28 protein-coding genes, 2 pseudogenes and 1 riboswitch are annotated in these 21,908 nt (G+C 41.7%); of the genes and pseudogenes, 7 read left to right on the top strand and 23 right to left on the bottom strand.

Annotated features, from left to right (window positions below; genetic code table 11):
• Positions 1-2 precede the first annotated feature (2 nt).
• The 10 genes and pseudogenes from M1E09_RS12065 to tenI all read right to left on the bottom strand — a co-directional run.
• Positions 3-365: pseudogene (locus tag M1E09_RS12065) on the bottom strand (protoglobin domain-containing protein); the annotation flags it as partial.
• A gap of 355 nt (positions 366-720) precedes the next feature.
• Positions 721-1,059 (bottom strand): HIT domain-containing protein, encoded by a 339-nt coding sequence (locus M1E09_RS12060; protein ID WP_456271120.1) that lies wholly within the window; start codon positions 1,057-1,059, stop codon positions 721-723.
• On the bottom strand, positions 1,049-1,282 hold the full coding sequence (locus M1E09_RS12055; RefSeq protein WP_456271119.1) for a hypothetical protein: 234 nt from the start codon (positions 1,280-1,282) through the stop codon (positions 1,049-1,051). Before M1E09_RS12055 ends, M1E09_RS12060 begins: the two co-directional genes overlap by 11 nt.
• Positions 1,283-1,409: 127 nt before the next feature.
• Complete coding sequence (gene thiE / locus M1E09_RS12050; protein ID WP_456271118.1) at positions 1,410-2,057, bottom strand: thiamine phosphate synthase; 648 nt, start codon at positions 2,055-2,057, stop codon at positions 1,410-1,412.
• Positions 2,044-2,859 carry a bifunctional hydroxymethylpyrimidine kinase/phosphomethylpyrimidine kinase gene (thiD, locus tag M1E09_RS12045; RefSeq protein ID WP_456271117.1) on the bottom strand — a complete coding sequence of 272 codons (816 nt, stop codon included), beginning with the start codon at positions 2,857-2,859 and terminating at the stop codon, positions 2,044-2,046. The genes thiE and thiD overlap by 14 nt, the downstream gene beginning before the upstream one ends.
• Positions 2,860-2,869: 10 nt before the next feature.
• Positions 2,870-3,889 (bottom strand): thiazole biosynthesis adenylyltransferase ThiF, encoded by a 1,020-nt coding sequence (locus M1E09_RS12040; protein WP_456271116.1) that lies wholly within the window; start codon positions 3,887-3,889, stop codon positions 2,870-2,872.
• Positions 3,886-4,659, bottom strand: coding sequence for a thiazole synthase (locus M1E09_RS12035; RefSeq protein ID WP_456271115.1), 774 nt, complete (start codon positions 4,657-4,659; stop codon positions 3,886-3,888). The genes M1E09_RS12040 and M1E09_RS12035 overlap by 4 nt, the downstream gene beginning before the upstream one ends.
• A complete protein-coding gene (thiS, locus tag M1E09_RS12030) occupies positions 4,656-4,859 on the bottom strand; it encodes a sulfur carrier protein ThiS (protein ID WP_456271114.1) in 204 nt (67 codons plus the stop codon). The genes M1E09_RS12035 and thiS overlap by 4 nt, the downstream gene beginning before the upstream one ends.
• An 11-nt stretch (positions 4,860-4,870) precedes the next feature.
• Complete coding sequence (gene thiO, locus M1E09_RS12025) at positions 4,871-6,013, bottom strand: glycine oxidase ThiO (protein ID WP_456271113.1); 1,143 nt, start codon at positions 6,011-6,013, stop codon at positions 4,871-4,873.
• Complete coding sequence (gene tenI, locus M1E09_RS12020; protein ID WP_456271112.1) at positions 6,006-6,623, bottom strand: thiazole tautomerase TenI; 618 nt, start codon at positions 6,621-6,623, stop codon at positions 6,006-6,008. The genes thiO and tenI overlap by 8 nt, the downstream gene beginning before the upstream one ends.
• A gap of 91 nt (positions 6,624-6,714) precedes the next feature.
• Positions 6,715-6,821: riboswitch (TPP riboswitch) on the bottom strand.
• Positions 6,822-7,062: 241 nt separating this feature from the next.
• Here tenI and M1E09_RS12015 point away from each other — a divergent pair.
• Positions 7,063-7,626, top strand: a complete 564-nt coding sequence (locus M1E09_RS12015; RefSeq protein ID WP_456271111.1) for a glutathione peroxidase — start codon at positions 7,063-7,065, stop codon at positions 7,624-7,626.
• Between the two features lie 955 nt (positions 7,627-8,581).
• Here the strand turns inward: M1E09_RS12015 and M1E09_RS12010 are convergent.
• Positions 8,582-9,514: a hypothetical protein gene (locus M1E09_RS12010; protein ID WP_456271110.1), complete on the bottom strand. Its 933-nt coding sequence runs from the start codon at positions 9,512-9,514 to the stop codon at positions 8,582-8,584.
• A 121-nt stretch (positions 9,515-9,635) separates the two neighbouring features.
• The gene (locus tag M1E09_RS12005; protein ID WP_456274972.1) at positions 9,636-10,769 is read right to left on the bottom strand and encodes a zinc-dependent alcohol dehydrogenase; all 1,134 of its coding nucleotides are present in this window, start codon (positions 10,767-10,769) and stop codon (positions 9,636-9,638) included.
• A 198-nt stretch (positions 10,770-10,967) separates the two neighbouring features.
• On the opposite strand from M1E09_RS12005, the gene M1E09_RS12000 reads away from it, so the two are divergent.
• A complete protein-coding gene (locus tag M1E09_RS12000) occupies positions 10,968-12,128 on the top strand; it encodes a glycosyl hydrolase family 18 protein (protein WP_456271109.1) in 1,161 nt (386 codons plus the stop codon).
• Positions 12,129-12,166: 38 nt separating this feature from the next.
• Here M1E09_RS12000 and M1E09_RS11995 read toward each other — a convergent pair whose 3' ends face one another.
• The 4 genes from M1E09_RS11995 to M1E09_RS11980 all read right to left on the bottom strand — a co-directional run bounded on the left by M1E09_RS11995 (position 12,167) and on the right by M1E09_RS11980 (position 14,132).
• Positions 12,167-12,448, bottom strand: coding sequence for a hypothetical protein (locus M1E09_RS11995; RefSeq protein WP_456271108.1), 282 nt, complete (start codon positions 12,446-12,448; stop codon positions 12,167-12,169).
• 40 nt (positions 12,449-12,488) lie between these two features.
• A complete protein-coding gene (locus M1E09_RS11990; RefSeq protein WP_456271107.1) occupies positions 12,489-13,346 on the bottom strand; it encodes a DMT family transporter in 858 nt (285 codons plus the stop codon).
• Positions 13,347-13,554: 208 nt separating this feature from the next.
• Complete coding sequence (locus tag M1E09_RS11985) at positions 13,555-13,818, bottom strand: DUF1292 domain-containing protein (RefSeq protein WP_456271106.1); 264 nt, start codon at positions 13,816-13,818, stop codon at positions 13,555-13,557.
• Positions 13,819-13,835: 17 nt separating this feature from the next.
• Positions 13,836-14,132 carry a DUF6509 family protein gene (locus M1E09_RS11980; protein WP_456271105.1) on the bottom strand — a complete coding sequence of 99 codons (297 nt, stop codon included), beginning with the start codon at positions 14,130-14,132 and terminating at the stop codon, positions 13,836-13,838.
• Positions 14,133-14,331: 199 nt separating this feature from the next.
• Between M1E09_RS11980 and M1E09_RS11975 the strand changes: the two genes are divergently transcribed.
• Entirely contained in the window at positions 14,332-14,622 is a 291-nt protein-coding gene (locus tag M1E09_RS11975) for a hypothetical protein (RefSeq protein ID WP_456271104.1), read from the top strand.
• A 3-nt stretch (positions 14,623-14,625) separates the two neighbouring features.
• On the opposite strand, the gene M1E09_RS11970 is transcribed toward M1E09_RS11975, so the two are convergent.
• Positions 14,626-15,414, bottom strand: coding sequence for a S1C family serine protease (locus M1E09_RS11970; RefSeq protein ID WP_456271103.1), 789 nt, complete (start codon positions 15,412-15,414; stop codon positions 14,626-14,628).
• Between the two features lie 155 nt (positions 15,415-15,569).
• Between M1E09_RS11970 and M1E09_RS11965 the strand changes: the two genes are divergently transcribed.
• On the top strand, positions 15,570-15,827 hold the full coding sequence (locus M1E09_RS11965) for a hypothetical protein (RefSeq protein ID WP_456271102.1): 258 nt from the start codon (positions 15,570-15,572) through the stop codon (positions 15,825-15,827).
• A gap of 94 nt (positions 15,828-15,921) precedes the next feature.
• On the opposite strand, the gene M1E09_RS11960 is transcribed toward M1E09_RS11965, so the two are convergent.
• Positions 15,922-16,941 carry a DMT family transporter gene (locus M1E09_RS11960; RefSeq protein WP_456271101.1) on the bottom strand — a complete coding sequence of 340 codons (1,020 nt, stop codon included), beginning with the start codon at positions 16,939-16,941 and terminating at the stop codon, positions 15,922-15,924.
• A 112-nt stretch (positions 16,942-17,053) separates the two neighbouring features.
• Here M1E09_RS11960 and M1E09_RS11955 point away from each other — a divergent pair, with 112 nt between their 5' ends.
• Positions 17,054-17,251 carry a hypothetical protein gene (locus M1E09_RS11955; protein ID WP_456271100.1) on the top strand — a complete coding sequence of 66 codons (198 nt, stop codon included), beginning with the start codon at positions 17,054-17,056 and terminating at the stop codon, positions 17,249-17,251.
• 87 nt (positions 17,252-17,338) lie between these two features.
• Positions 17,339-17,758, top strand: a complete 420-nt coding sequence (locus tag M1E09_RS11950; RefSeq protein WP_456271099.1) for a VOC family protein — start codon at positions 17,339-17,341, stop codon at positions 17,756-17,758.
• Between the two features lie 26 nt (positions 17,759-17,784).
• On the opposite strand, the gene M1E09_RS11945 is transcribed toward M1E09_RS11950, so the two are convergent.
• The 3 genes from M1E09_RS11945 to M1E09_RS11935 all read right to left on the bottom strand — a co-directional run bounded on the left by M1E09_RS11945 (position 17,785) and on the right by M1E09_RS11935 (position 20,519).
• On the bottom strand, positions 17,785-18,540 hold the full coding sequence (locus M1E09_RS11945) for an exodeoxyribonuclease III (RefSeq protein WP_456271098.1): 756 nt from the start codon (positions 18,538-18,540) through the stop codon (positions 17,785-17,787).
• Between the two features lie 211 nt (positions 18,541-18,751).
• The gene (locus M1E09_RS11940) at positions 18,752-20,260 is read right to left on the bottom strand and encodes a DEAD/DEAH box helicase (protein WP_456271097.1); all 1,509 of its coding nucleotides are present in this window, start codon (positions 20,258-20,260) and stop codon (positions 18,752-18,754) included.
• 61 nt (positions 20,261-20,321) lie between these two features.
• On the bottom strand, positions 20,322-20,519 hold the full coding sequence (locus M1E09_RS11935; RefSeq protein WP_456271096.1) for a hypothetical protein: 198 nt from the start codon (positions 20,517-20,519) through the stop codon (positions 20,322-20,324).
• 236 nt (positions 20,520-20,755) lie between these two features.
• Between M1E09_RS11935 and M1E09_RS11930 the strand changes: the two genes are divergently transcribed.
• Complete coding sequence (locus M1E09_RS11930) at positions 20,756-20,809, top strand: lactocin 705-alpha family bacteriocin (RefSeq protein ID WP_456274971.1); 54 nt, start codon at positions 20,756-20,758, stop codon at positions 20,807-20,809.
• A gap of 242 nt (positions 20,810-21,051) precedes the next feature.
• Here M1E09_RS11930 and M1E09_RS11925 read toward each other — a convergent pair.
• Both M1E09_RS11925 and M1E09_RS11920 read right to left on the bottom strand, forming a co-directional pair.
• A pseudogene (locus M1E09_RS11925) lies at positions 21,052-21,381 on the bottom strand (GNAT family N-acetyltransferase); the annotation flags it as partial.
• A 65-nt stretch (positions 21,382-21,446) separates the two neighbouring features.
• The gene (locus tag M1E09_RS11920; RefSeq protein WP_456271095.1) at positions 21,447-21,701 is read right to left on the bottom strand and encodes a hypothetical protein; all 255 of its coding nucleotides are present in this window, start codon (positions 21,699-21,701) and stop codon (positions 21,447-21,449) included.
• Positions 21,702-21,908: the final 207 nt, after the last annotated feature.

The following is a 21,908-nucleotide window of genomic DNA, read 5'->3' as shown; positions in this document are numbered from 1 at the left end:
GAAACCGCAAGATTGTAAAGCTTGTATTCTTCAAAGCTTTCCGCATTCTTGTCAATGATTTCAAGCAAAGATTGATACAAATCCTGGAACGCACACATATACCACTTTGGCTCCAACCCGATGCGGACATGCACATGGGCGATGACAAAACGCTGTTTAATGAATGAGTTGTCAATGATTCCATTGAACATTTCCTCTATGTGTTTATGCAGAGTCTTTTTCAGCCGTTCAATTGAACTGTTATCGTTAATGATCTCGAGCAGTGCTGGCTCATTGCTGAGGTTTTTGTAAAATTGATCGACTATGGTTTCAAGCTGACCACTCACAAATGGCTGCAGCTTTTTGATGTAACATAAATCATCCATGGTCAAATTGATCATTTCCATTTGCTTTATATAATTGGCAGACTGAACATCAATCTTAACCTGATCCCTGAAGATATCTGCGGAATGACTTGATTTTTCTTGGGTTTTCCTGGAACCCTTGAATAACAATTTTTTCATAAAAGCAACCCCTAATCCCTCAATAAGTTTTCTTGTATTGGTCTTTTCTCTTTCTTTTGGCCAATATCCATACTAGTATTATCGGCTTATGTAGCTAATGTTGAAGGAAGAATATAGTATGTTATAAAAAACTTTTCCGTTAGACTGAAAAAAAAACCTGTATCCTACTAAAAGGAACAGGTGCCTGAAGAAACTATTCAATTATATATTTCTGTCATTACTGATTTCCTCCTATTGGATCACCGGATACGATATGCCAGTGAAGATGCTTGGAGTCCTGGTATTTACCCAGGTTGGTGACGATTTTGCATGAATCGTATTCTTCGGTTACCCAGGCCGCAATTTCTTTGATGGACAGCATCAATTCCATCAATAAATCGTAGTCTTTCTCTTCCAAGGTTATGAGAGAAGAAATGTGTTTCTTTGGAATGGCCACAATATGTACAGGGTAAAAGGGTTTCGTATGGTGATAGGCCAATATGTTTTTCGTTTCTTTCACTTTATCAACTCTCGTCTTGCCGCTTAATACTTCATCACAATAGAAATCATTCGTCACTAAACATTCCCCTTTGTTTTCCGAACTGTGCCGGTTCAACCTTTAATAGTATAAGTCCCGCTGTACTGCAGGCCAGGATGATCAACAATGCCAGAATATCCAGACTGTAAAAGGAAAAGAGTTCATGTGAAGAACGGCTGACGTCTAAAAGCCGAATGACAATGCCGATAATCGTCGAAGCTACCATCAATAACAGTACTGTTTTCTTCTGTTCAAAGTTCACTTATATTCTCCCCTTCACAATTCTTTACCATTTAGACGAATGGAGAGAGAGGAATGTTTCGATTTTTGTAAAAAATTCTGAAAAATAATACAAAACCCGACTTTTGGACCAGCCGGGTTTTGTATAGTCACAGATTAACATTATCCGTTATAGCTTTTAATCTTGCAGCGGCATCCTTTGGAGAAGGACTATTGCTGATTTCAGATATGACTGCAATCCCATCTGCCCCTGCTTGTAATACCTGTGCGGCATTCCTATGCGTAATCCCCCCGATGCCGACAAGCGGATGATGGATTCCTTCTGTCCTCATCTGTTTAATGACACCAGGGCCGCTGACAGGCCTTGTATTTGATTTTGTTGTTGTCTGGAACATCGGCCCGACACCCAGATAATCCGCACCAGCTTCTATTGCACTTCTTGCTTCTTCGGGATCATGTGCCGATATCCCCAGGATCTTATCGCCGATACGCTTCCTTACTTGATGAGGATGATCATCTTCCTGACCAATATGCACTCCATCCGCATCAAGTAGCAATGCCAACTCAATATCGTCATTAATAATGAAAGGTACAGCATGGTCCCTGCAGATCGCCTGGAGCTCTTTTGCAAGCCTTATGGACTTTTCACCCTGGAGACAACCTTCCCCTTTTTCACGAAACTGGAACATCGTCACACCGTTCGATATCGCATCAAGCAGCACTGACTTTGGATCTCCGCTGCAATTGACACTGCCCATAATAAAATATATAGAGAGTGATTCCTTAAGCTTCAACATGTGTCAGCTCCTGGCTGTTATAGGCCCAGTGGTTGGTAGGTCCATGTCCTGAACCGATTTTGAGGTCCTGTTTGATGGCTTCATGGATGAATGATTTTGCTACTTGAATGGCTTGCTGCAGAGAATGCCCTTTCGCCAACTGTGCTGCGATGGCTGCCGAAAAAGTACAGCCTGTGCCGTGAGTATTACTGGTGTGGAGCCGGGGTTTACTGAATGTCTCAAAAGTGACTCCATCATAAAAAAGATCATCTGCGGAATCACTTTCATCATGTCCCCCTTTAATGACTACCGACTGTGCACCCAATTCAATCATGGCATTAGCCGCTTCTTTCCGTCTGGAGAAACTGTCAATTTTCATTCCGGTAATTACTTCAGCTTCAGGAATATTCGGTGTAATGACAGTGCTGAGCGGGATCAGCTTTTTCCTTAATGCCTCAATGGCTTCTTCTTGCAGAAGTGGAGATCCTCCTTTGGCGATCATCACCGGATCGACAATAATATTGTTCCATTGGTACTTGCCAATGGCTTTTGCCACCACTTCAATCACATCACTGTTAAACAGCATGCCTGTTTTGACAGCCTGAGGGGCAAGGTCGACGGCAATGGATCCGAGTTGTTCTTTAATGGCCTCCAACGACATAGGGTAAACGCCCTGGACCCCCAACGTATTCTGTGCCGTTACGGCTGTGATGGCGGACATCCCATATACTTTCAATTCCTGAAAGGTTTTCAGGTCTGCCTGGATGCCTGCTCCGCCACCGCTGTCCGATCCGGCAATGGTCAGTGCTTTTACTGTTTCCATGTTAAACCTCCTAACCTAAATAGCGGTGATAGATTTTCTTCGCTTCTGTAATATCTTTGGTGCCATGAATCAGTACCCGTCCGTCTTTAAATAGTACCAGGCGGTGCTCATCCATCTCACAAGAAAGCAGGAATGGATTTCTTTCCACCTTGCCCCCAGCGCTGCGCAGCGTGTCAGCCAAAGTTTCCAGATCCCTATCCTGATGGGACTGCGGCCGCAATTGGACTGTGTTTCTTCCGCAGAGGACAGCCGTTTTCGTTTGATTCTCATATTGTAAAAATGGGTAGGTTGGTTTAGTACCGCATGAGAGACACTCGTCTTTTTTTAAACTGCCTACTGCAATTGAAGCATTTTGGTTTTGCCATAAATCGAAGGTTACAAGTTTCTTTCGAATGTGGGAATAATCTTCCACCAGAATTTTTAATGTTTCAGCTGTCTGGCAGGCAACCACCATTCCGACAGCAGGGCTGATGATACCTGCTGTATCGCATGTTGCACCGCCAAGGGGTACGGATTCCATTAAACAATGCAGGCAGGGTGTTTCATCTGGAATTATGGTATAAGAGATTCCGTAGCTCCCTACGCAGGCGCCGTAAACCCAAGGAATTTTATATTTCTGGGATATATCATTTATGATCATTCTTGTATCAAAGTTATCAGTAGAATCAAGAATAAGATCGATACCATCTTGCAATCTCTCAAAATCTTCTACTGTAGCATCTGTCACGATTGCTTTCACTTTGACTTCCGAATTAATCTGATCGAGCCGGTTCTTGGCTGCAACAGCTTTGGGTGTACGTTCCTTGGCATCCTGTTCTGTGTACAGCTGCTGGCGCTGCAGGTTGCTCCATTCGACATAATCACGGTCAACAATCGTTACTTTGCCGACACCTGCACGAACCAGTGCTTCTGCATTGCCGCTTCCAAGCGCACCGGCCCCTATGATAAGTACATGTTTCTCCGCCAGTTTTTTCTGGCCTTCCATTCCTATCCCGCTGAATAGTTCTTGTCTTGAATAGCGTTCAGTCAAACAGTACTCATTCCTTCCAGGGGACTGCTTGCCGTTGCATATCTTTTCTTCGGAATCCGTCCAGCTTCGTATCCCAGTCGGCCTGCTTCTATCGCAAGCTTCATTGCTTCCGCCATTTTAACAGGATCCTTTGCCGCTGATACAGCTGTATTCAAAAGGACGCCATCAGCACCAAGCTCCATGGCATAAGCTGCATCCGCAGGTGAACCAATCCCGGCGTCAACAATAACCGGTACTGTTGCCTGCTCAATAATGAAGCTTAAATTAAGCGGGTTGATAATCCCCTGGCCTGATCCAATAGGAGAAGCACCAGGCATGATGGCATGTACACCCATCTCTTGCAGTCTCTTTGCGAGCAGGACATCATCAGATGTATAAGGAAGAACGGTAAAGCCTTCTTTCAGAAGTTCTTCTGTTGCTTTCAGTGTTTCGATCGGGTCAGGCAGCAGTGTTTTAAAATCACCGATCACTTCGACCTTGATCATGTCACAAAGGCCTGATGCCTTCGCGAGTTTGGCTGTCCTTACAGCTTCCTCTGCTGTTTTGGCACCCGCTGTGTTAGGCAGCAGCGTGTACTTCTCAGTATCCAATTTTTCAAGAAAGTTAGGCTGGCTCGGTTCGAAAATATTCATGCGTCGAACGGAAAACGTCAGTACTTCTGTTTCTGACACATCAACGGCTTTCTTCTGGGTATCAAAGTCGGGATATTTACCAGTACCTAAAAGCAATCTGGATTTAAATTCATAAGAACCAATTTTCAACATGTTCATCCGCCTCCTACAAAATGTACTATTTCAACTATATCTCCATTGGCTAACTTGGTTTCTGCATGTTTGCTTTTTTCCAAGATCTCAGCGTTCAATTCTACGATGGCGACTTTCTTGTCTAATTTAAAGTGTGCCAGCATTTCTTCCACTGTCTCTATAGAGTCAGGAACCTGCACTGCATCACTATTAATCACTAGATTCATTGGACATCCTCCTATGAAGTGGAAATTCTTTGGTTGGTACGGTTAACTCTGAAAGCTTCATATAATTTGCTTTCTTCATCCGTAACGCTATTTTCAATCAGATCCGAAACTATTTTTCCTGTTATCGGGCTTAATAAAATTCCGTTACGATAATGGCCTGCAGCGATATAAAGGCCTTCAATGGAAGGGTGGATCCCTATATAGGGCAAACCATCTCCCGTCTGAGGACGTATTCCTGCCCAGGCTTTTTCCCAGCTTGCGTTGCCGATGTCGGGGACCAGGGAAAGAGCCTTTTTGGACAAGGCAGAAATCCCCTTCAAAGAAACATTCTTATCGAAACTGTTCAAGCAGCTAGTCGCCCCGATGATCATCCGGCCATCTCTTTTGGGGACAATATAACATCCTTGATCGGAAAAGATGGTTGCATTGATCAGCGGGCGAGATGGAATGACAGAGAAGCACTCGCCCTTAACAGGGTAAATATCTAATGAAATTCCTGTCTCTTCTAAAAGTTTTCCAGCCCAAGCCCCGGAAGTAACGGCAACATTCGCGGCGGTAAATGTCCCCACCGATGTCTTAACACCTTCCACACTTAGTTGGTTGTAAAGCAGCTTCTCCACTTCACAAAATTCAATAACGTCCGCTCCTTTAGCCATGGCGGCTTTGGCAAAAGCCTGTGATAATTGCGGAGCCTGGAGTTGACCGTCATTCGGGATCAGCATCCCGCCTGATAGATGGGATGAAAGAAAAGGTTCATGCTGTTTCAAAGTGTGACCGTCCAGCCATCTGACTCCGGAATCCCACTCTCGATGGAACTGAACCTGTTCTTGTAATAAAGTAATTTCTTTTTCATTTTGTGCAACTTTGATCATGCCTTTATTAACAAGCCCAATATGAATGCCCGTAAGTTCCTCCAACTCCTGAATCAGAGTTGGAAACATCCTGCGGCTTTTGAGGGCAAGCTTTAACATGGCAAGGTTTTCATCAATCTCGGCCTGAGCTCCAAGCATTCCAGCTGCGGCAGAGGATGCCTCGGATGATAATTTATTTTTATCAAGAATAAGTACCTTCCTGCCCAGTTTTGTTTGCTGAAATGCGATAGAGCTCCCGATAATTCCTCCTCCGACAACAATAAGGTCGTATTTCTTATTCATGAAACACCATCTCCAATTGTTTTTGATAGGCTATGGCGGTCTCTGTTTGTTTGTCTGTATTGAATAATCCTGACATGACAGCAATACCAGAGACACCGGCTTTAACAACTTTATGCAGGTTATCCAGCTTAATGCCCCCAATGGCCAGGACTGGTATAGTAAGCGATGCGGTAATGGAGCTCAAATCTTCTAAACCATTAGGCTTCAGCCCCGATTTAGAGCCTGTTTCAAAAACATGGCCATACAAAATATAATCCGCTCCCTCTCTTTCTGCTTGAAGTGCTTCCTGTAAGGAATGAACGGATTTTCCGATCGAGAGTTGTGGGAAGGCATTTCTGACAGTACTGACAGGCAAACTATGATAGCCCAGCTGAACTCTGCTGATTCCGGCAGCCATTGCTGCATCTACCCTGTTATTGATAATGATCTTATCCGAAGGGACACCCTTTTTAATCATCAGTTGCGTCAGCTCAAATATTTCTCTGGCAGTCTTGGCATGTTCCCTTATATGTATGGCCTCAACAAATGGACTGATCAGTAAAGCCTCGGACACCGTGTCTTCAACCGATTTCCCACCAGTGGTAACGGCATGCAGCACAGGTTTTTTCATAATGATAACCCCTTTGGTGAATACTTCTGGAAATAAAAAAGCCGCCTCCCTGAATATGCAGGAAGGCGGCTTGATTAATCTTTGAAAATCGTAATCAATCGCTGCACTTCCCTCCGCTAGTATGAACTAGATCAGGTTCAAAGGGTCTTAAAGTTATACCTTAATCTCAGCCTTTACAAGGCTCCCCCAGTGGTTTTGGTGACTATTTATTTATAAGCATTCTAACATATCAAATCAGAATATCAAACTATTTAGTATGATTTTTTCGAAAGTGCTGGTTGGGAAGTGGGTTTAATGATAGTGAAGGTTGGGGTGGAAATGTTGGGCACGCTTAACTTGAGGCAATTTAATTGATTGATTGTATTGAACATGTATAATGAATGTATGACTTATTACATAGTTCTTTGATACTATTAAATATAATCCAGGAGGTAATAGAATGAGTATTTATGATTATTCAGCGGTTTCAATGAATGGTGTTGAAAAAGCACTGGAAGAATATAAAGGCAAGGTGGTCATGATTGTCAATACAGCCGGCAGATGCGGATTCACTTATCAGTATGAAGACCTGCAAAAAATGTATGACCGCTATAAAGATAAAGGGTTTGTGATATTGGGCTTTCCTTGTAACCAGTTCGACAATCAGGAGCCGGATTCTAATGAACAAATCCAAAACAGCTGTCTGCTGAATTATGGGGTTAACTTTCCATTGTTCCAGAAGGTTAATGTCAGGGATGAAAATATGCATCCTTTGTTTAATTACCTGACCCATCAAAAATCATTTGATGGTTTCAATAAAGCACATCCGGTGGCAAAGATCTTAATCCCGCTTCTCAATGCCAAGCACCCGGAATATCTGACAGACGATTACTCGATCAAGTGGAACTTCACTAAATTCCTGATTGATACCAATGGTGAAGTTGTGAAGCGGTTTGAGTGTACAACCGATCCCATTGATATGGAGCAGGATATCGAAGAACTGCTGGCGTCAGTTGCTATATAAATCAAAAAAAGGGCATTCGCTTAACGGGTTCAGTTTTGAAGTACAAACATCTAATTAACAAATGAAATTGTGGAGCTTTTGTAGTTGAAATTCAATCATATCTGAATAAAAAAATGGTCAGAGGCTGATGTGCACCTGACCGGTTTTTTTTATTGCCGGTTATTCAATTAACGCCCCAGATGGCTGAATAGTTGAGCATCAGATCCACCGTTCACCTTTTGCATTCTTAAAAAAATGAAATCAGGTTCTCTGCTAGTTGAGATTTATAAAGGGAAAAATTCCCCTTATTTAGCAAATTGTGCTGAAAACAGCTTAAATAGCGGGAGAAATTCCTCTTATTTGAATCAAAAATTGTAAAAATAGGTACCTTTGACTGAAATAGAGGGAAAAATTCCCCTTATTTTATCAAAAACTACTTCTAATCTGCATTTAACGGGAAAATTTCCCTTTATTTAAGCTAACAGCATTTTTAGCCAACTCGTGAGTTTCTTCAAGTAATCTGCTCCGTTAATGGAAGATTCTGTTCTTTTCATTTTATCATACATACTGACCTTTTTTTAAAAATATCTGTCACTTAAATGTATCGGAAACCGCACAACAAATTTAGAAGAACAGAAAGTTCTGTCACCTGCATTTTGGGTTACATTTTATCATACAAAAAGAGCATAATTATTGGCATAAACACCGCTAAATCAAGAAAAAACAAGTGACAAATTCGATGCGAATTGTCACTCATTTTGATGTGCATTTTTTAGTTGTGTACTCCAAAACCGAACCCGTTACCATTCGCTGCCCTTTTTTTGATTTTTATAAGGAGTGGCGTACTGATTGCCGCTCATGGCTCGCTGCCATTTTCTCAGGGGTGGCCAGTGCTTCAAAAATTTCATGTACAGGATTTAGAATCTTAATCTTAGTTGTAATGCTGTTATTCATATCTTCTAACTTCCTTTCACATTTAAGTATGTTTTATTCTGTAAACCTGCATATTCAAATCTTCATGATTCCATGATGCTATTACATCTTCTGCTTTCTGAACCTGCCAAGGGTTAAACATGGTTTGTCCGTGTTTGTTAAAACAATAGATTGCACTTAACAGGTAAGCGGCATGGACGATCTGTTCTTGCTGGTTTTTCCAGACTAAAACATCCCGTTTTTGCAAGTATTCCGCAGATACAGGATTGTATTGTTCTGTTTTTAATATAGAAGCAAAGCGCTCGGGCTGCATCCACTCCTCAATTAGCTTAGGGTTATTGCTTGCTGCGACCGCTGTTGCAGCAAGACAATTCGGTCCATTTTTCGTTGAAAACGAATCAAAGAAAGGTGAGATACCAGTGAATTCTTCCATTAGTTTCATACAGAGGCTTTGAGGCAGCTGCGGGAGCACAGGATGATCAACTGTCCACAGGGCAGCATAGCTTAATAGGAACTCCCTTTTTGCCCCAGCAGTGAACAAGGCGAATAGATGTCCCTGGATCATATAGACTGTTTTGTTGATTTCCTTATTGAAAAAAGAAGATTGAAGCAAAACTTCAAGAGCCTCTGCCGATTCATCTTTGAAAAGTGCTTTTAAATCATCTTCGAGAAAAAGCATTCCCCTCCCAAGCAGCCATTGCTGTTCCAGGATCTCCTTCTGCTGTTCTTCAGTTAATAATATAAAATCCTTATTTGTGATTTTTGAGTAATACTTTGCGTCCCTGCTGATCGACCAGGTGGCAAAACTGGTTTTGACATCCAGCGAGAAGGCAGTTCTGTCTTCAGGGCGGAACTCTTCACAAGTGACATATTGCGGATTGTCACGAAAGAAAAAAATATCATAGTCAGGGAGCAGCTTGTCTTCCCAGGCAGACAATACTTCATCAGGCAGATGATACCCATTCAAATTGTTCATATTTTCCCTCATCTAATCAAATGTATTTTCTTTTCCACTATTACTTCTCGTTTTGGAATGCCAACTCCTTTATTCAATTAAAATAGCTGCCGCAAACGACAGCTGAATTCTTCAATTTCATTTATGGCTGAAGAATGACTTTAATGCAGTCATCCTCTCTCTTGTTAAAGATATTGTAACCATGTGCTGCTTCATCTAAAGGCAGCTTGTGTGTGATGATAGCGGTTGGGTCGATTTCCCCTTTGACTATCATGTCGTACATCGCGGGCATATAGCTTCTGGCATGAGCCTGTCCCATCTTGATGGTAATATTTCTCGAAAAGAATGGCCCCAATGGAAACATATTATAAAGTCCGCCATACACACCCGTCAGTTGGACGGTACCGCACTTTCTGACAGCTTTTGTTGCGATTTGGATCGGCCCGAGTGTCCCGCCTTGCAATTTCAGTTTTTGCTCCACAAATTCCAACGGGGATTTCTTTCCATCCATCCCTACACAGTCAATGACGACATCGGCTCCACCTTTTGTCAGTTCCTTGAGCGTTTCCCCCATATCATCATACTGAGTGAAATCAAAGGTTTCTGTATTATTCATTTTCTTTGACTTATTCAATCTGTAGTCATAGTAATCAACCGCAATGACACGTTCAGCTCCCTTTTTCCAGGCGAACTGCTGAGCCATGAGCCCTACCGGCCCGCAGCCGAGGACAATAACGGTATCTCCTTTTTTGACACCTGCGTTCTCAACGCTCCAGTAGGCAGTCGGTAATACATCAGACAAAAACAATAAGTGTTCATCATCCAATTCACAACTCTCCGGAATCAAAAAAGGAGTGTAGTTTCCATAAGGAACTCTTAGATATTCCGCCTGTCCGCCAGGGTAGTTTCCGAATTTCTCAGAATAACCAAGCAACCCGCCTGAATCATAGTGAGGATTTGAATTATCACATTGGCTCTCTAAGTGGTGATTGCAATAATGACAGGTACCGCAGGCGACTGTAAACGGAATAACTACTCTATCGCCCTTCTTTACCTTCGTTACCTCAGGTCCGGCTTCCTCAATGATCCCCATTGGCTCATGCCCGATTACATAGCCGATTGGCAGCGGGAAATTTCCCTGATAGAGATGCAAGTCAGAACCACAGATTGCCGTGGAGGTAATTCTGACGATGACATCCTGAGGGTCCTGGATTTTTGGTGCTTCAACTTTTTTTACAGCAACCGAATACTTACCCTGATAGGTTACAGCCTTCATTTCATCACTCCGTAAGTCCATTTTTATAGTATCAAGCAATTATCAATTCCTAGTATTTTACAATTGTGGCGTCTGTATACACATTAACTTATTTTATGGATTTACTGATAGAATAACAGGTTGATATTACCAAGGCTGACTTCCCTCTTTTTCTGTTAAACTTTTTAAAGTTGAAGAATAATGGGAGGTGTTCCATTAATGCAGAAATTGATCATACTGCTGTCGGTCATTATCACGTTTACTTTCGCTGGGGGCTTCTATGCCGGTGTATCATATATCGAAGCTACATCAGTTAAGGGAGATAACAATCTGCACTCTGAACGGACGGAACATATGAATTTAGCCGCAAAAGCGGTTCCTGAACAACAGCCTGTTGATTCCAAGGTTTTAATAGGTTATGTACAGGATTATCATGAACCGGCGAAAACAGACTATGCTAAGCTGAGCCATGTCATTTTTTCATTTGCACATCCATCGGCAAATGGAGAACTACTATTGAGCGGTGATTATGCTTGGGAAAACTTACGGAAAACGGTTGAGCTTGCAAAAAAACATGATACAAAAGTGCTGCTGGCAGTTGGAGGCTGGTTCCATATTGAAGGCGGGGAATCTTACCCTTATTTCAAGAAAGCCATCGCTGATCCAGGTTCCCGCAAAAGACTGGTCAATGAACTGTACAATATAGTTAATGCTGAAAATCTTGATGGAGTCGATGTTGATTTTGAACACCCTCGTTCACAAGAGGATGGGCAACATCTGGCCGCTTTTATTAAAGAATTGAACGCAAAACTTGATGAAAAAGAGAAAGAACTGTCCATTGCGGTTTATGCAAAGGTTGATAGTGTCACCGGACAGGAAAACAAGTCGGTCGTCTTCCCTCCTTCGATGTTCAAGGATGTTGATTACGTCAACATCATGGCTTATGATGGCCATTGGGATGGAGGCTATAATGCAGCAAACTTATCTCCTTACCACTATACTGAAAACGTCGTGAAGTATTGGGGCAATCTTTTTGAAGCACATGGCCTCTCTAAGGATAAATTGGTCCTTGGAGTTCCATTTTATGCACAGCCCGAAGACCCTGCAAAGCCGGCCATCTCCTATTCTGCTGTCATAAAGCATGGAGCGGAAAATGCCGGTAAGGATTCCATAATAATGGACGGCCTTACCTATCATTACAATGGTAAAAAAACGATTCAACGAAAAACAGAATTGGCATTAGAGAATGAATTCGGCGGAATGATGCTCTGGGAAACCGGACATGATGCACAAGGCCGGCACAGTCTGACTTCTGCGATAGCTGAAGTCATCCAGCAAACAAAAGAGACAGAAAAAAATCTATTTTGGGTGAGGAAATAACGTATGAAAAAAGACAGCGGCCTTAGAACCGCTGTCTTTCAGTTTGCCTGATTTCTTATATGATTGATAAACCCTTCACGATGCCCCTCTTTATCAATGATCTTTCTGACATAATAAGGGTCTTGCAGAAGTCCTTCACGCTTCGAAAGGTCAAGGAATTCCTTGTATTCAGGGGTTGCTTCCATCTCCTTATACCATTCCTGTTTATGAAGTTCAATCCATAGTTCTTCGATATCCGGTTCTTTTATACGAAGGATATACTTTTGCACCAACCCTGCTATCAGTGCGCCTGTCATAAGTAACAGAAATAAGAAGATCATGACAATGCTCCCTTTTTTCTACTGTTGAGATAGGTTTATTTTAAGCAGATAATTGATTTTGATTCCTGCGCTTCTTGATCCATGCCCTGACAGACCCTGTTCCAAGCAGAACACCCAGCACGATAAAACAAAAACCAACCATGTGTTTGGACTGTATGTGCTCACCGAGAAATATGGAAGAGCCGACAATCGAGAAAAATGGTGTCAAATTGATGAAAATGGACGTCGCTCCTGCACCGAGTTGATGAATACTGTAGTTGTACAGCATGTGCCCGAGACCCGTTGCGATGATTGCAGACCCTCCTAACACCCACCATACATACCCTGGCTGGCCAGTCACTGAAACCGGTTCTTCTTGAAAAAAGAAACTGGAAACGATCAAAAGAATTGATCCGATGAAAAGCATCAGTCCCGTCATTTGCCTTGAGTCAATGCTTACACTGAGTTTCTTGATCAAAATGAAGCTGACAGCCTGGGTAAGGACGGCGCCAAGAATGTATAAGTCACCAGCAGACAATCCTGAAAGAGTTCCCTGTTCATTCATCACAATTAAATATACCCCGAATAGAGCAGATAGAACCCCCAATGTTTTTAAAAAGGTCAGTTTCTCATTCAAGAACATCATGGCCATGACCGAAGTGGATAATGGCACCAGCCCCAATATGAGCCCTGCATTTGTTGCGCTTGTGGACGTCAAGCCAATCGCGAGAAATAAATGATGCCCCAGTACCCCAAACAGAGCAGCAAAGAATATCCCCAGCAAATTTTTTCGTGATACTTTTTGAAAATTTTTTCTTAAAGCTAAAAACAAAAGGACCGCAACACCGGCCAACATGACCCGGATACCCTGTATAAATACAGGTGGAAACTGGGTGACAAGAATCTTGATGGCAGACACATTAAATCCCCAAATCACCATCAGCAAAAATAATAAACTATATAAAACCCACCTGGACAATTTCTTCACACTTCTTTCAAAACAATAATATTCCAACTTTAGCAGGCGGGCCTGACTCTTTAAAGGAAAAAGACAGGGAACAAACTTCTTTAGAGTATCTTGCACATCAAAGAAAAAAGAACCCGAGCTTCCCGGGTTCTTCTGAAATCTACAATTTCATATTCTCGGCAAAAGCTGTAGATACTTTTGCGAACTCATCATCGCTTTCAATTCCAGTCAAGTCTCCGTCAGAGTCGACTTTTAGAAAGAAGATATCCATGTCTTCCTCAGATTGTTCCCGTACATCATCTGCAAAAGCGACAGCTGCATAGTCATTGCCTTCCAATGTTAAGGTTGCCAGCACCTCGATGTCCTGTTCTTGGTCATCTTCTCCTATCAGTGTGAATACTTCTCCAACTTTTACGTTTTCCATTGGGCATTCTCCTTTCGTTATTCTGATTCTTCCGGTTTATGATGTTCCGTAATATATGTAGTAACTAATTCTTCTTCCTCTTCTTCAAGCTCAAAATCGAAATATTTTTCAGTGGATTCTTCCATAAGGTAATATTGAGCGACACGGGCGCCTTTTTCGTCGACGGCATAAATGGCTTTGATGAGCAGGCCATTTTCAGTAAATAGCTCATCCTCTTCCGATACTTCGACATTCAGAATGTATTCGTAACGCTCACCAGTCAAGATACCTGTGGGATCTTTCAGTTTCTCGACTGTATGTCCAGTAATTTCCATAAAAAATGCATTCCTTTCACTACTTCTATAATATAATTTCTGGTTAATCTTCCGCAATTATACACTTATTCGACAAACAGCGCCTTAAATTTTATGATAGATTAAGAACTCTGTTCCAAGACGAATGAAAACTGTCATATTCTGCGGTTTCCCGGGAAACATCGGAAATAAACTCAGACTGACATAAAGGAGAATGATGATGAGTCACAATTTAAATGAGAGACAAATAATTGAAAAATATCAACAAGAAGAGAAATTGATGGTGCTCCTCTTTGCTCAGTGGTGTGTAAATCATGATCTGGATCCTATTGAGATATATACAAGGGCATACCCTGATCAGGCAGAGAATCCTCTTTTGAAAGAAGCAATTGACACAACCGTGGCTAAAGAAGAATCAGATAATATCCCTTTTTCATCACTGCTTGCTGTTCTCGAGATGTATGGAAATGAAGAACTTTGTTTTATCCTGACAGAATTAACCAATAAGTGACGATTATTGAAGGACTGGGATTCTCTCAACAGGAACAGCCAGTCCCTCAGGGTCTTCCTCGCTCCCGAGAGTCGGAATCGTCATCGCATACACGACTCCTATCACCTTGCCTTCCATATCAATGACAGGGCTTCCGCTATTCCCTTTTTCGATAGGGGCGGATAAGTGCATCGTCTGCCCGTCTTTTGTAATAATTCCCTCCATGACGATTTGGTTATAGGCCAATGGGTTTCCAATTACATAAGTGGAGTTCCCCCTCCCCCACTCTTCTTCTCGCTGAATTTCCAAGTAGGGAAGTTCATTTCCATCAATTTTCAGAAGGGCTATATCCAATTCAGGGTATTCTTCTGTAATTTCTGCTTGAAATAAGTCCCCGTTCGGGAAAATGACTGTGATCGGAAGCATATTTTCAATCACATGATGATTGGTCACGATTGTTCCCTCTTCTGATATGTTAAAACCAGTTCCTTTACTGCCATTGCCTTCAATTGTTACCACAGCTTTTTTGTAGTCCTGGATGTTTTCAATCTTTGATAGTTCATTCGACTTTTCAAGGAATGAGAAAGAAGGGATATTAAACACCCGGACCCAAACCGCAAGGACACTGACAACCAAACTGAAGGCAATAGCAAAAGCGATCACCTTTGCAGAAATAGATTTGATTTTACTCTTCGTCTTCTTATCCTCATCCTCTTCATCAAATAAAAAATCCTCTATATTTGGTTCATCTAAATCGTGCTCTCTCTCATCCAGTTTATCTTCGTTCATTTCCGGCTTCTTAGAATCCTCCATACTCTCCTCCGTTTTTCCTTTGCTTATTTTAGTGTAACGTAATCTGCTTTTCTTTACTATTAAAGAGCTGATACAGCCTAACAAATGGAATATTCAGCAAATTTCTGAAATATTAGTAGGTACTAGAACCAACCATACAATAAGGAGGAGTACAAATGGGAAAGATGATTCCATTTTTTAACCGGATAATGCAGCGATACTTGCCTGACCCCTTTTTGTTTGTTGTCTATTTTAACATTCCTAGTCCTGGTGTTAGGCCTTCTTTTTACAGACATCGGAGTCCTCACCCTCCACTCCAGCAGACCGCTTGGAAAATAGTTATATTGTTGAAAGCAAAAGATATCATGGGATTCTGTACGATAACCTTAGTGATAAGCGGTATTGTTATTTCACTTGGCTTACTGTTCATATAATAGAAAACCCACCATCCACTATTATGGTATGGTGGGTCTTTCTATTTTTAGCAGTAATAACTTCCAATCAAGGAATTGAAAAAAATCATTCAAACTACCTTCTGTTCCGCCAGGGTGGATTGTATCTGCTAAAGAAATCCCCATTAACCACCGAAACTCCGACAATGATGATCAACCCGCCCGCAATACTGAGCAGCATTGCTTTTTCATGAAGGATCAAAATTGCAGCTGTAAAGGTAACCAGCGGTTCAAGGTATTGAAGGACTCCCGCCTGTGAAGCTTCTAATACATTAAGAGATTTTGCCCAGAACCAATAACCGATTCCCGAAACAAATATGCCAAGGAATAACAAATGTCCCCATTCAACCGGAGTCAGAGACGGAAGGCTCTCCCACCCCCGTGAGCGGAAGATGAAAGGCGTCGTAACGAGCAAGCCGAGAAAACTGATATAGAAGGTAACCACTGTAGAAGGTAAAGGGATATTAAGGACTTTTAAGAGAACGGTATAGACCGCCCAGTTTAACGTGCTGAGAAGCATAAGGATAAATCCGATATTGATGGCAAATCCAAATTCCTTGCCTTCTCCAGCAGTCGTGACCATGATTACACCAATAACAGCAATCATAATTCCGAATGCTTTAAGGAAGTTTATTTTTTCATGCAGGAAGATCATTGATAGAAAGACCGTGAAAATGGGAGTGACTGACAAAAGCCAGCCTGCTGATGAAGCATCAATGAATAATAGCGAAGATGTTTGCAGCAACTGATTGCTGAATACGCCCAATACGGCGAGAATAAACAGATGCGGGACATAGTGCAATGGTATACTCACCTTTTCCCTGCTGAAAAAAATGATGATGAGCAAAAATGCAGCTCCTATGCCAAAACGCATGACGATCAAGGTGAATGGGTCGAGTTTAACCAGGACGATTTTGGCGGAAACGAATGATATTCCCCAAAAGAAGATCGCCATCGTGGCATACAGCGAGGCTGCCAGTTTATTTTGAAAAGTAGTCAGGACTGAAGGTTCACTTCCTAATAAAGTCTTTCTATCAATGTATGCTTGTACCTTCTGGCAATGACTTCCGGTTATGTATTTTACAGTTTTGTACAAAAGAAATTCATCCTGCGTACAGGCCTTTTGAATCAAAAATGAGAGAAATAGATATATGACCAAGCATTCCTCCCTTCTTTTCATATTCTGATATATAAAGGAGGGATATAATATGTATGCTATATTAGTTTATTTGGCAGGACTTGTTGCTGGGTATGCTTTGATTGGATTAGCAGCTTTAGGTGTAGAATTTCCAAGCGTTGGCATTATTGAGTTCTTTGCACAAGTTGGGGTAGTAGCAGTTATTGTTTTTGCAATTCTGCTCATCATACTTGGAGTCAAAGCTCTCCTAAATAAAAAACACTGCTAGTTCCTTTTTGGGAGGCTGCGCATGCAGTCTTCTTTTTTATGGCTGTATTCCCTGATATAGTATAGATGGTGCAAAAGGAGTGATGAGATGGAAAAGATACTGGACCACATAGGCATTGCCGTCAGAGATTTGGACAACAGTATACATATCTATACAACTGTGCTGGGAGGGAAATTAGTCGACCGGTATCGGAGCGAGGCCTCTGGGGTTGAAAGTGAAATTGCTATCATCGATATAAATGGCGATAAATTTGAGCTGCTGTCCCCAACGAATAATACGACTTCTCCGATTGCCCGCTTTTTTAAGCAAAAAGGTAAAGGGGTACACCATGTTGCCTACCGGGTTGAAAATCTGGATAAAGCTCTTATTGAACTCGAGGATCAAGGAATTCGCACTCTTGAAGGAACACTGAGGACTAATAAGCATGGAAGGCGGCTCATTTACCTGAATCCTGCAGATACTGAAGGCACAATTATTGAATACTGTGATTACCCTAACGAAAAATGATCTGCATAGACGCAGATCATTTTTGGTTAGGTTTGGAGTTCAACAAACACGGGGCAATGGTCGCTGCCAAGAGTGTCTGCGTGCATTCCCGCTTCTTGTACATGAGACTTCAATCTGTCAGACACTATGAAGTAATCAATCCTCCATCCGATGTTTCTTTCCCTGACTTTACTCATGTACGACCACCAAGTATAAGATTGTTCTCTATCAGGGTACAGATGTCTGAATGTGTCGATGAATCCATCCTGTAGAAGGAGCGACATCTTGCCTCTCTCTTCTTCCGTGAACCCTGAATTTCCCTGGTTTGATTTAGGGTTGCGGAGGTCGATTTCTTTATGGGCGACATTGAGATCGCCGCAATATACGACTGGCTTTACAGCATCGAGTTCTTTAATATATTCTCTAACCCGCTCTTCCCAGTTCAATCTGTCGTCCAATCGCGAAAGGTCTCTCTTGGAATTTGGGGTATAAACATTTAATAGAAAGAAGTCTTCAAACTCGAGGGTTATACATCTGCCTTCAGGCTCACTTTCATCCATTCCAATCCCATAAGAAACAGACAGAGGTTTTTTCTTTGTGAAGACGGCAGTGCCTGAGTACCCTTTTCTTTCTGCATAGTTCCAATATTGATGGTAATCTTCTAATTCAAGTTCAATCTGTCCTGCTTGCAGCTTGGATTCCTGGATACAGAAGATGTCGGCGTCTACTTCTTTAAAATAATCCATGAACCCTTTTTTGACACATGCTCTTATTCCATTAACATTCCACGAAACGAATTTCATTGATAGTTCTCTCCTGTTGGTTTAATAGATTCCTATTTTAACAGAAAAAAGTGATCCCTTCATGTATGTTGATTTTCATGGAGGACATTATTATCGGGTAAACGACCAAAGTGTTGTTGGCAGATAGTATATTTGAAGGGGGAGTTGCAGAAGCAGCCTTATTCAATAACAAAACGAGTATAAGTCTGCAGACTTATACTCGTTTTGTTTGTTACTTTTTCCGTCTGTTTTTCATTGGCGAAGAGCTGCGATTTGTACGGGAACCCGGTTTAACCCGGCTTCCTTTTGAAGTGCTTCCGCTTCTGCTCGAGCTGTCATTTTTCCTTTTGGAAGAAGTTTTTGTGAGAGAGCCGCGTTTGATATCTTTGGCTTCAAGATACTCAGATTTACTGTTTCTTCTTGGTTTGCTCTTTTGTCCAGATGCTTTGGCGGAACGTGGGGAACCTGTTTCAGAAGATCTTTTTCCTTTGCCGCTGGATCGATCTTCTGCTTTATTTCTATTCTTTTTTTGGCCCTCATCCTGCATTTTTCTGTTTTTACCTTGACTAGTTTGTTTTGATGAAGTTTTTTTGGGTTTGCTTCTTGGCTTCTCTTTTCGTTCAGCCACATTTCCAATATTTCGCCTTGGCAGCTTAATGCCAAGTTCTTTTTCAATTTGGGAAAGGAGGTCCTTCTGGCTTGGCGAATAGTAAGTAATCGCCAAGCCTTTTTCACCGGCTCTTCCTGTTCTGCCGATTCTGTGCACATAGCTGTCGGCATCTTCAGGGATATCATAATTGAATACGTGGGTGATACCTTCCACATCAAGACCTCTTGCTGCTACATCCGTAGCGATCAATAGTTGGAATTCAGAATCCCTGAACCGTTTCATTACCTTCTCGCGTTTTCCCTGAGACAGGTCGCCGTGGAGCTCATCGCAGGTAAATCCATTCGATACAAGAGCTTCATACAATTTGGTTACTCTCCGTTTGGTACGGCAGAAAATGACGGCAAGGTAAGGGCGTTGTTCATGTATCATTTCAATGAGTGTGTCCTGTTTTGCTCTGTCATCCACAAAGACTGCCAACTGCTCAACACTTTTGGCTGGTCCCTGCTTTCTCTCCACACTAATATACTGTGGATTCTTCATATGTTTTTTGGCAAGAGTTTTTATTTCATCTGGCATTGTGGCTGAAAATAACAAGGTTTGTCTGGAAGCCGGTGTTTCCCTGATGATCATTTCCACTTCTTTTAGAAAACCGATGTGAAGCATTTGATCTGCTTCATCCAGGACTAGTGTGTTCAGTTGAGTTAAATCGATTGTCCCCCTGCCTAAATGGTCCAAAATCCTTCCTGGTGTTCCGACGACAATCCCTACATTCCTTTTCAGTTTGTTGAGCTGTTTTTCAACATCCTGGCCGCCGTATACCGGCAAAACACTTAACCCTTCAATATGCCGGATAAGCTTTCGGACTTCTTCCGTAATTTGGAGCGCCAACTCCCTTGTAGGGGTTACGATTAATGCTTGTATATTCGGCTGTTCAAAGTCAAAGTTTTCTATGATTGGCAAGATGAACGCAAGGGTTTTTCCGGTCCCTGTCTGTGCCTGGGCAATAACATCTACGTATTTCATGACTGCCGGAATCGCTTTTTCCTGAATGGGAGTAGGCGATACGACATTATTTTTTTGAAGCCTTTCTACTATGGCTTCAGATATTCCTAATGAATGAAAATCCTTCAAGTTTAAATCCCTGCTTTCTTTAAGTGAAAAAAATCGTCAGCGGTTAGACTGCTTTTGATTTTTAATATTTTCTATTTTGAATAGCTTTCTGTTTTTCCATCAGTCCGTGTGACTTTTCAATAATATCTGTCAGTACATCTCCTTTATATACTCTCCCAAGCTTTGTGTTTTTTTGATAATAATCCACAATTTCATCCAGCTGCTTGGCGGTATCTTTGCTGATGCGCACATTCAATTGAATTCTGTTTTGATCGCTCATAGGTCTTGTAATTCCTTTCATAACAGTATTGCTAGTGGTTTATATCTGGTTGCTAGCAGATAGATATCAGTCATATATTGAATGATAGCAGACCAGACAGGAGATGACAATTAAATCTTTTGAGATTGTCGAATTGTGGTGTTGGAAGTAACGTTTTGAAAGCAATGAAGATTTATTAGCCAAACAAAAAAACCTCATGTCCAAGAGGTTTTTTAATAACTTTTGTAATTTGAAAAATTTCTATTCAGCTATTCTTAAAAGGATTTCTCCATTCCATCAGCGCAGCGTAATGACAAGATTCTTCGTCATCGAGATAACCCGGAATGACATCGAGCGGCATACGCCCGCATCGAAGCAGAAAAGAGATTACGTTATCCTTCAGTTTTCCCTTTACCACTTTATCAAGGTATTCAGAGGCCGTCATCTCTCCTGCCACATTACTGAATCCAGGCATTCTTCCGCCTCCTAGCAGCCGTTCAAGCTTAAGCTCTATCACGATTTCATACATCGATTGCATCATTGCTTTTCCCAAACCGAGCCCCCGGAATCGCGGAGAAACACCAATATCTACAATGTATAAGGAGTTTCCTTCAGGATCATGAGTAGTTATGTAACCGTCATCTGTCACTTCTGACCATGTATGTTGTATATTCTGGGGATCAAAATGGGTGATCATACCTGTAATTGAGCCTGCAATCTCACCCTCTACTTCTATACAAAGAGCTCCTTGGGGAAAGAGGCTAATGTGATTTTTAAGCTGCCTTTCATTCCACCATAACTCAGATGGGAATGGCGGCGGAAAGCTTTCCTTCTGAATTTGTATCAGGGCTTGGAAGTCTTCCTTTTGATAGTTTCTGATCACAGCAGCTACTGGCCTGTGACTGTCAAAAACATATAGATCTTTTTTGTACACAGCTCTTCCCCCTCCTAAGTATTTTGCGTCACTAGTGTGAAACTGTTTGAAGTACTGTCCGGGAAACTTTGAAGCGATATCATTCCAAACTCTTCCGGATGAGAATTCCGGTACCGGTCATCATACTTCTGCAGCAGCACCAGTGTAATGACGGTAATTAAGATACCAATTCCAATGATGGCAATAAGAGAACCGAAAGAATAGGTAACAATCTTTTTCCAATTCAATTCTTTCACTTGATCCCAATTTACTTTTAAAAGGATTGTCATCCACTCCTTTTTTTGACTTTTCTAATAGTTTAACAAAATAATGTATTAGAGTTAATGCTGAACTCTGGTTTTTATCAAGAATAATGTGTTTAATTCTTTTCATGAAGGCAAGTTGTACCCTGAAAAAGGCATGAACGAGGTGTGAGTTTGGAGAAAAGGCGAAGTCAAACATTGAGAAAGCTACGTACGAGGTGCGAGTTTAGGAAA

Source organism: Bacillus sp. AK031 (genome assembly GCF_053903065.1).
This window is presented reverse-complemented; position numbering and strand designations above follow the sequence as displayed.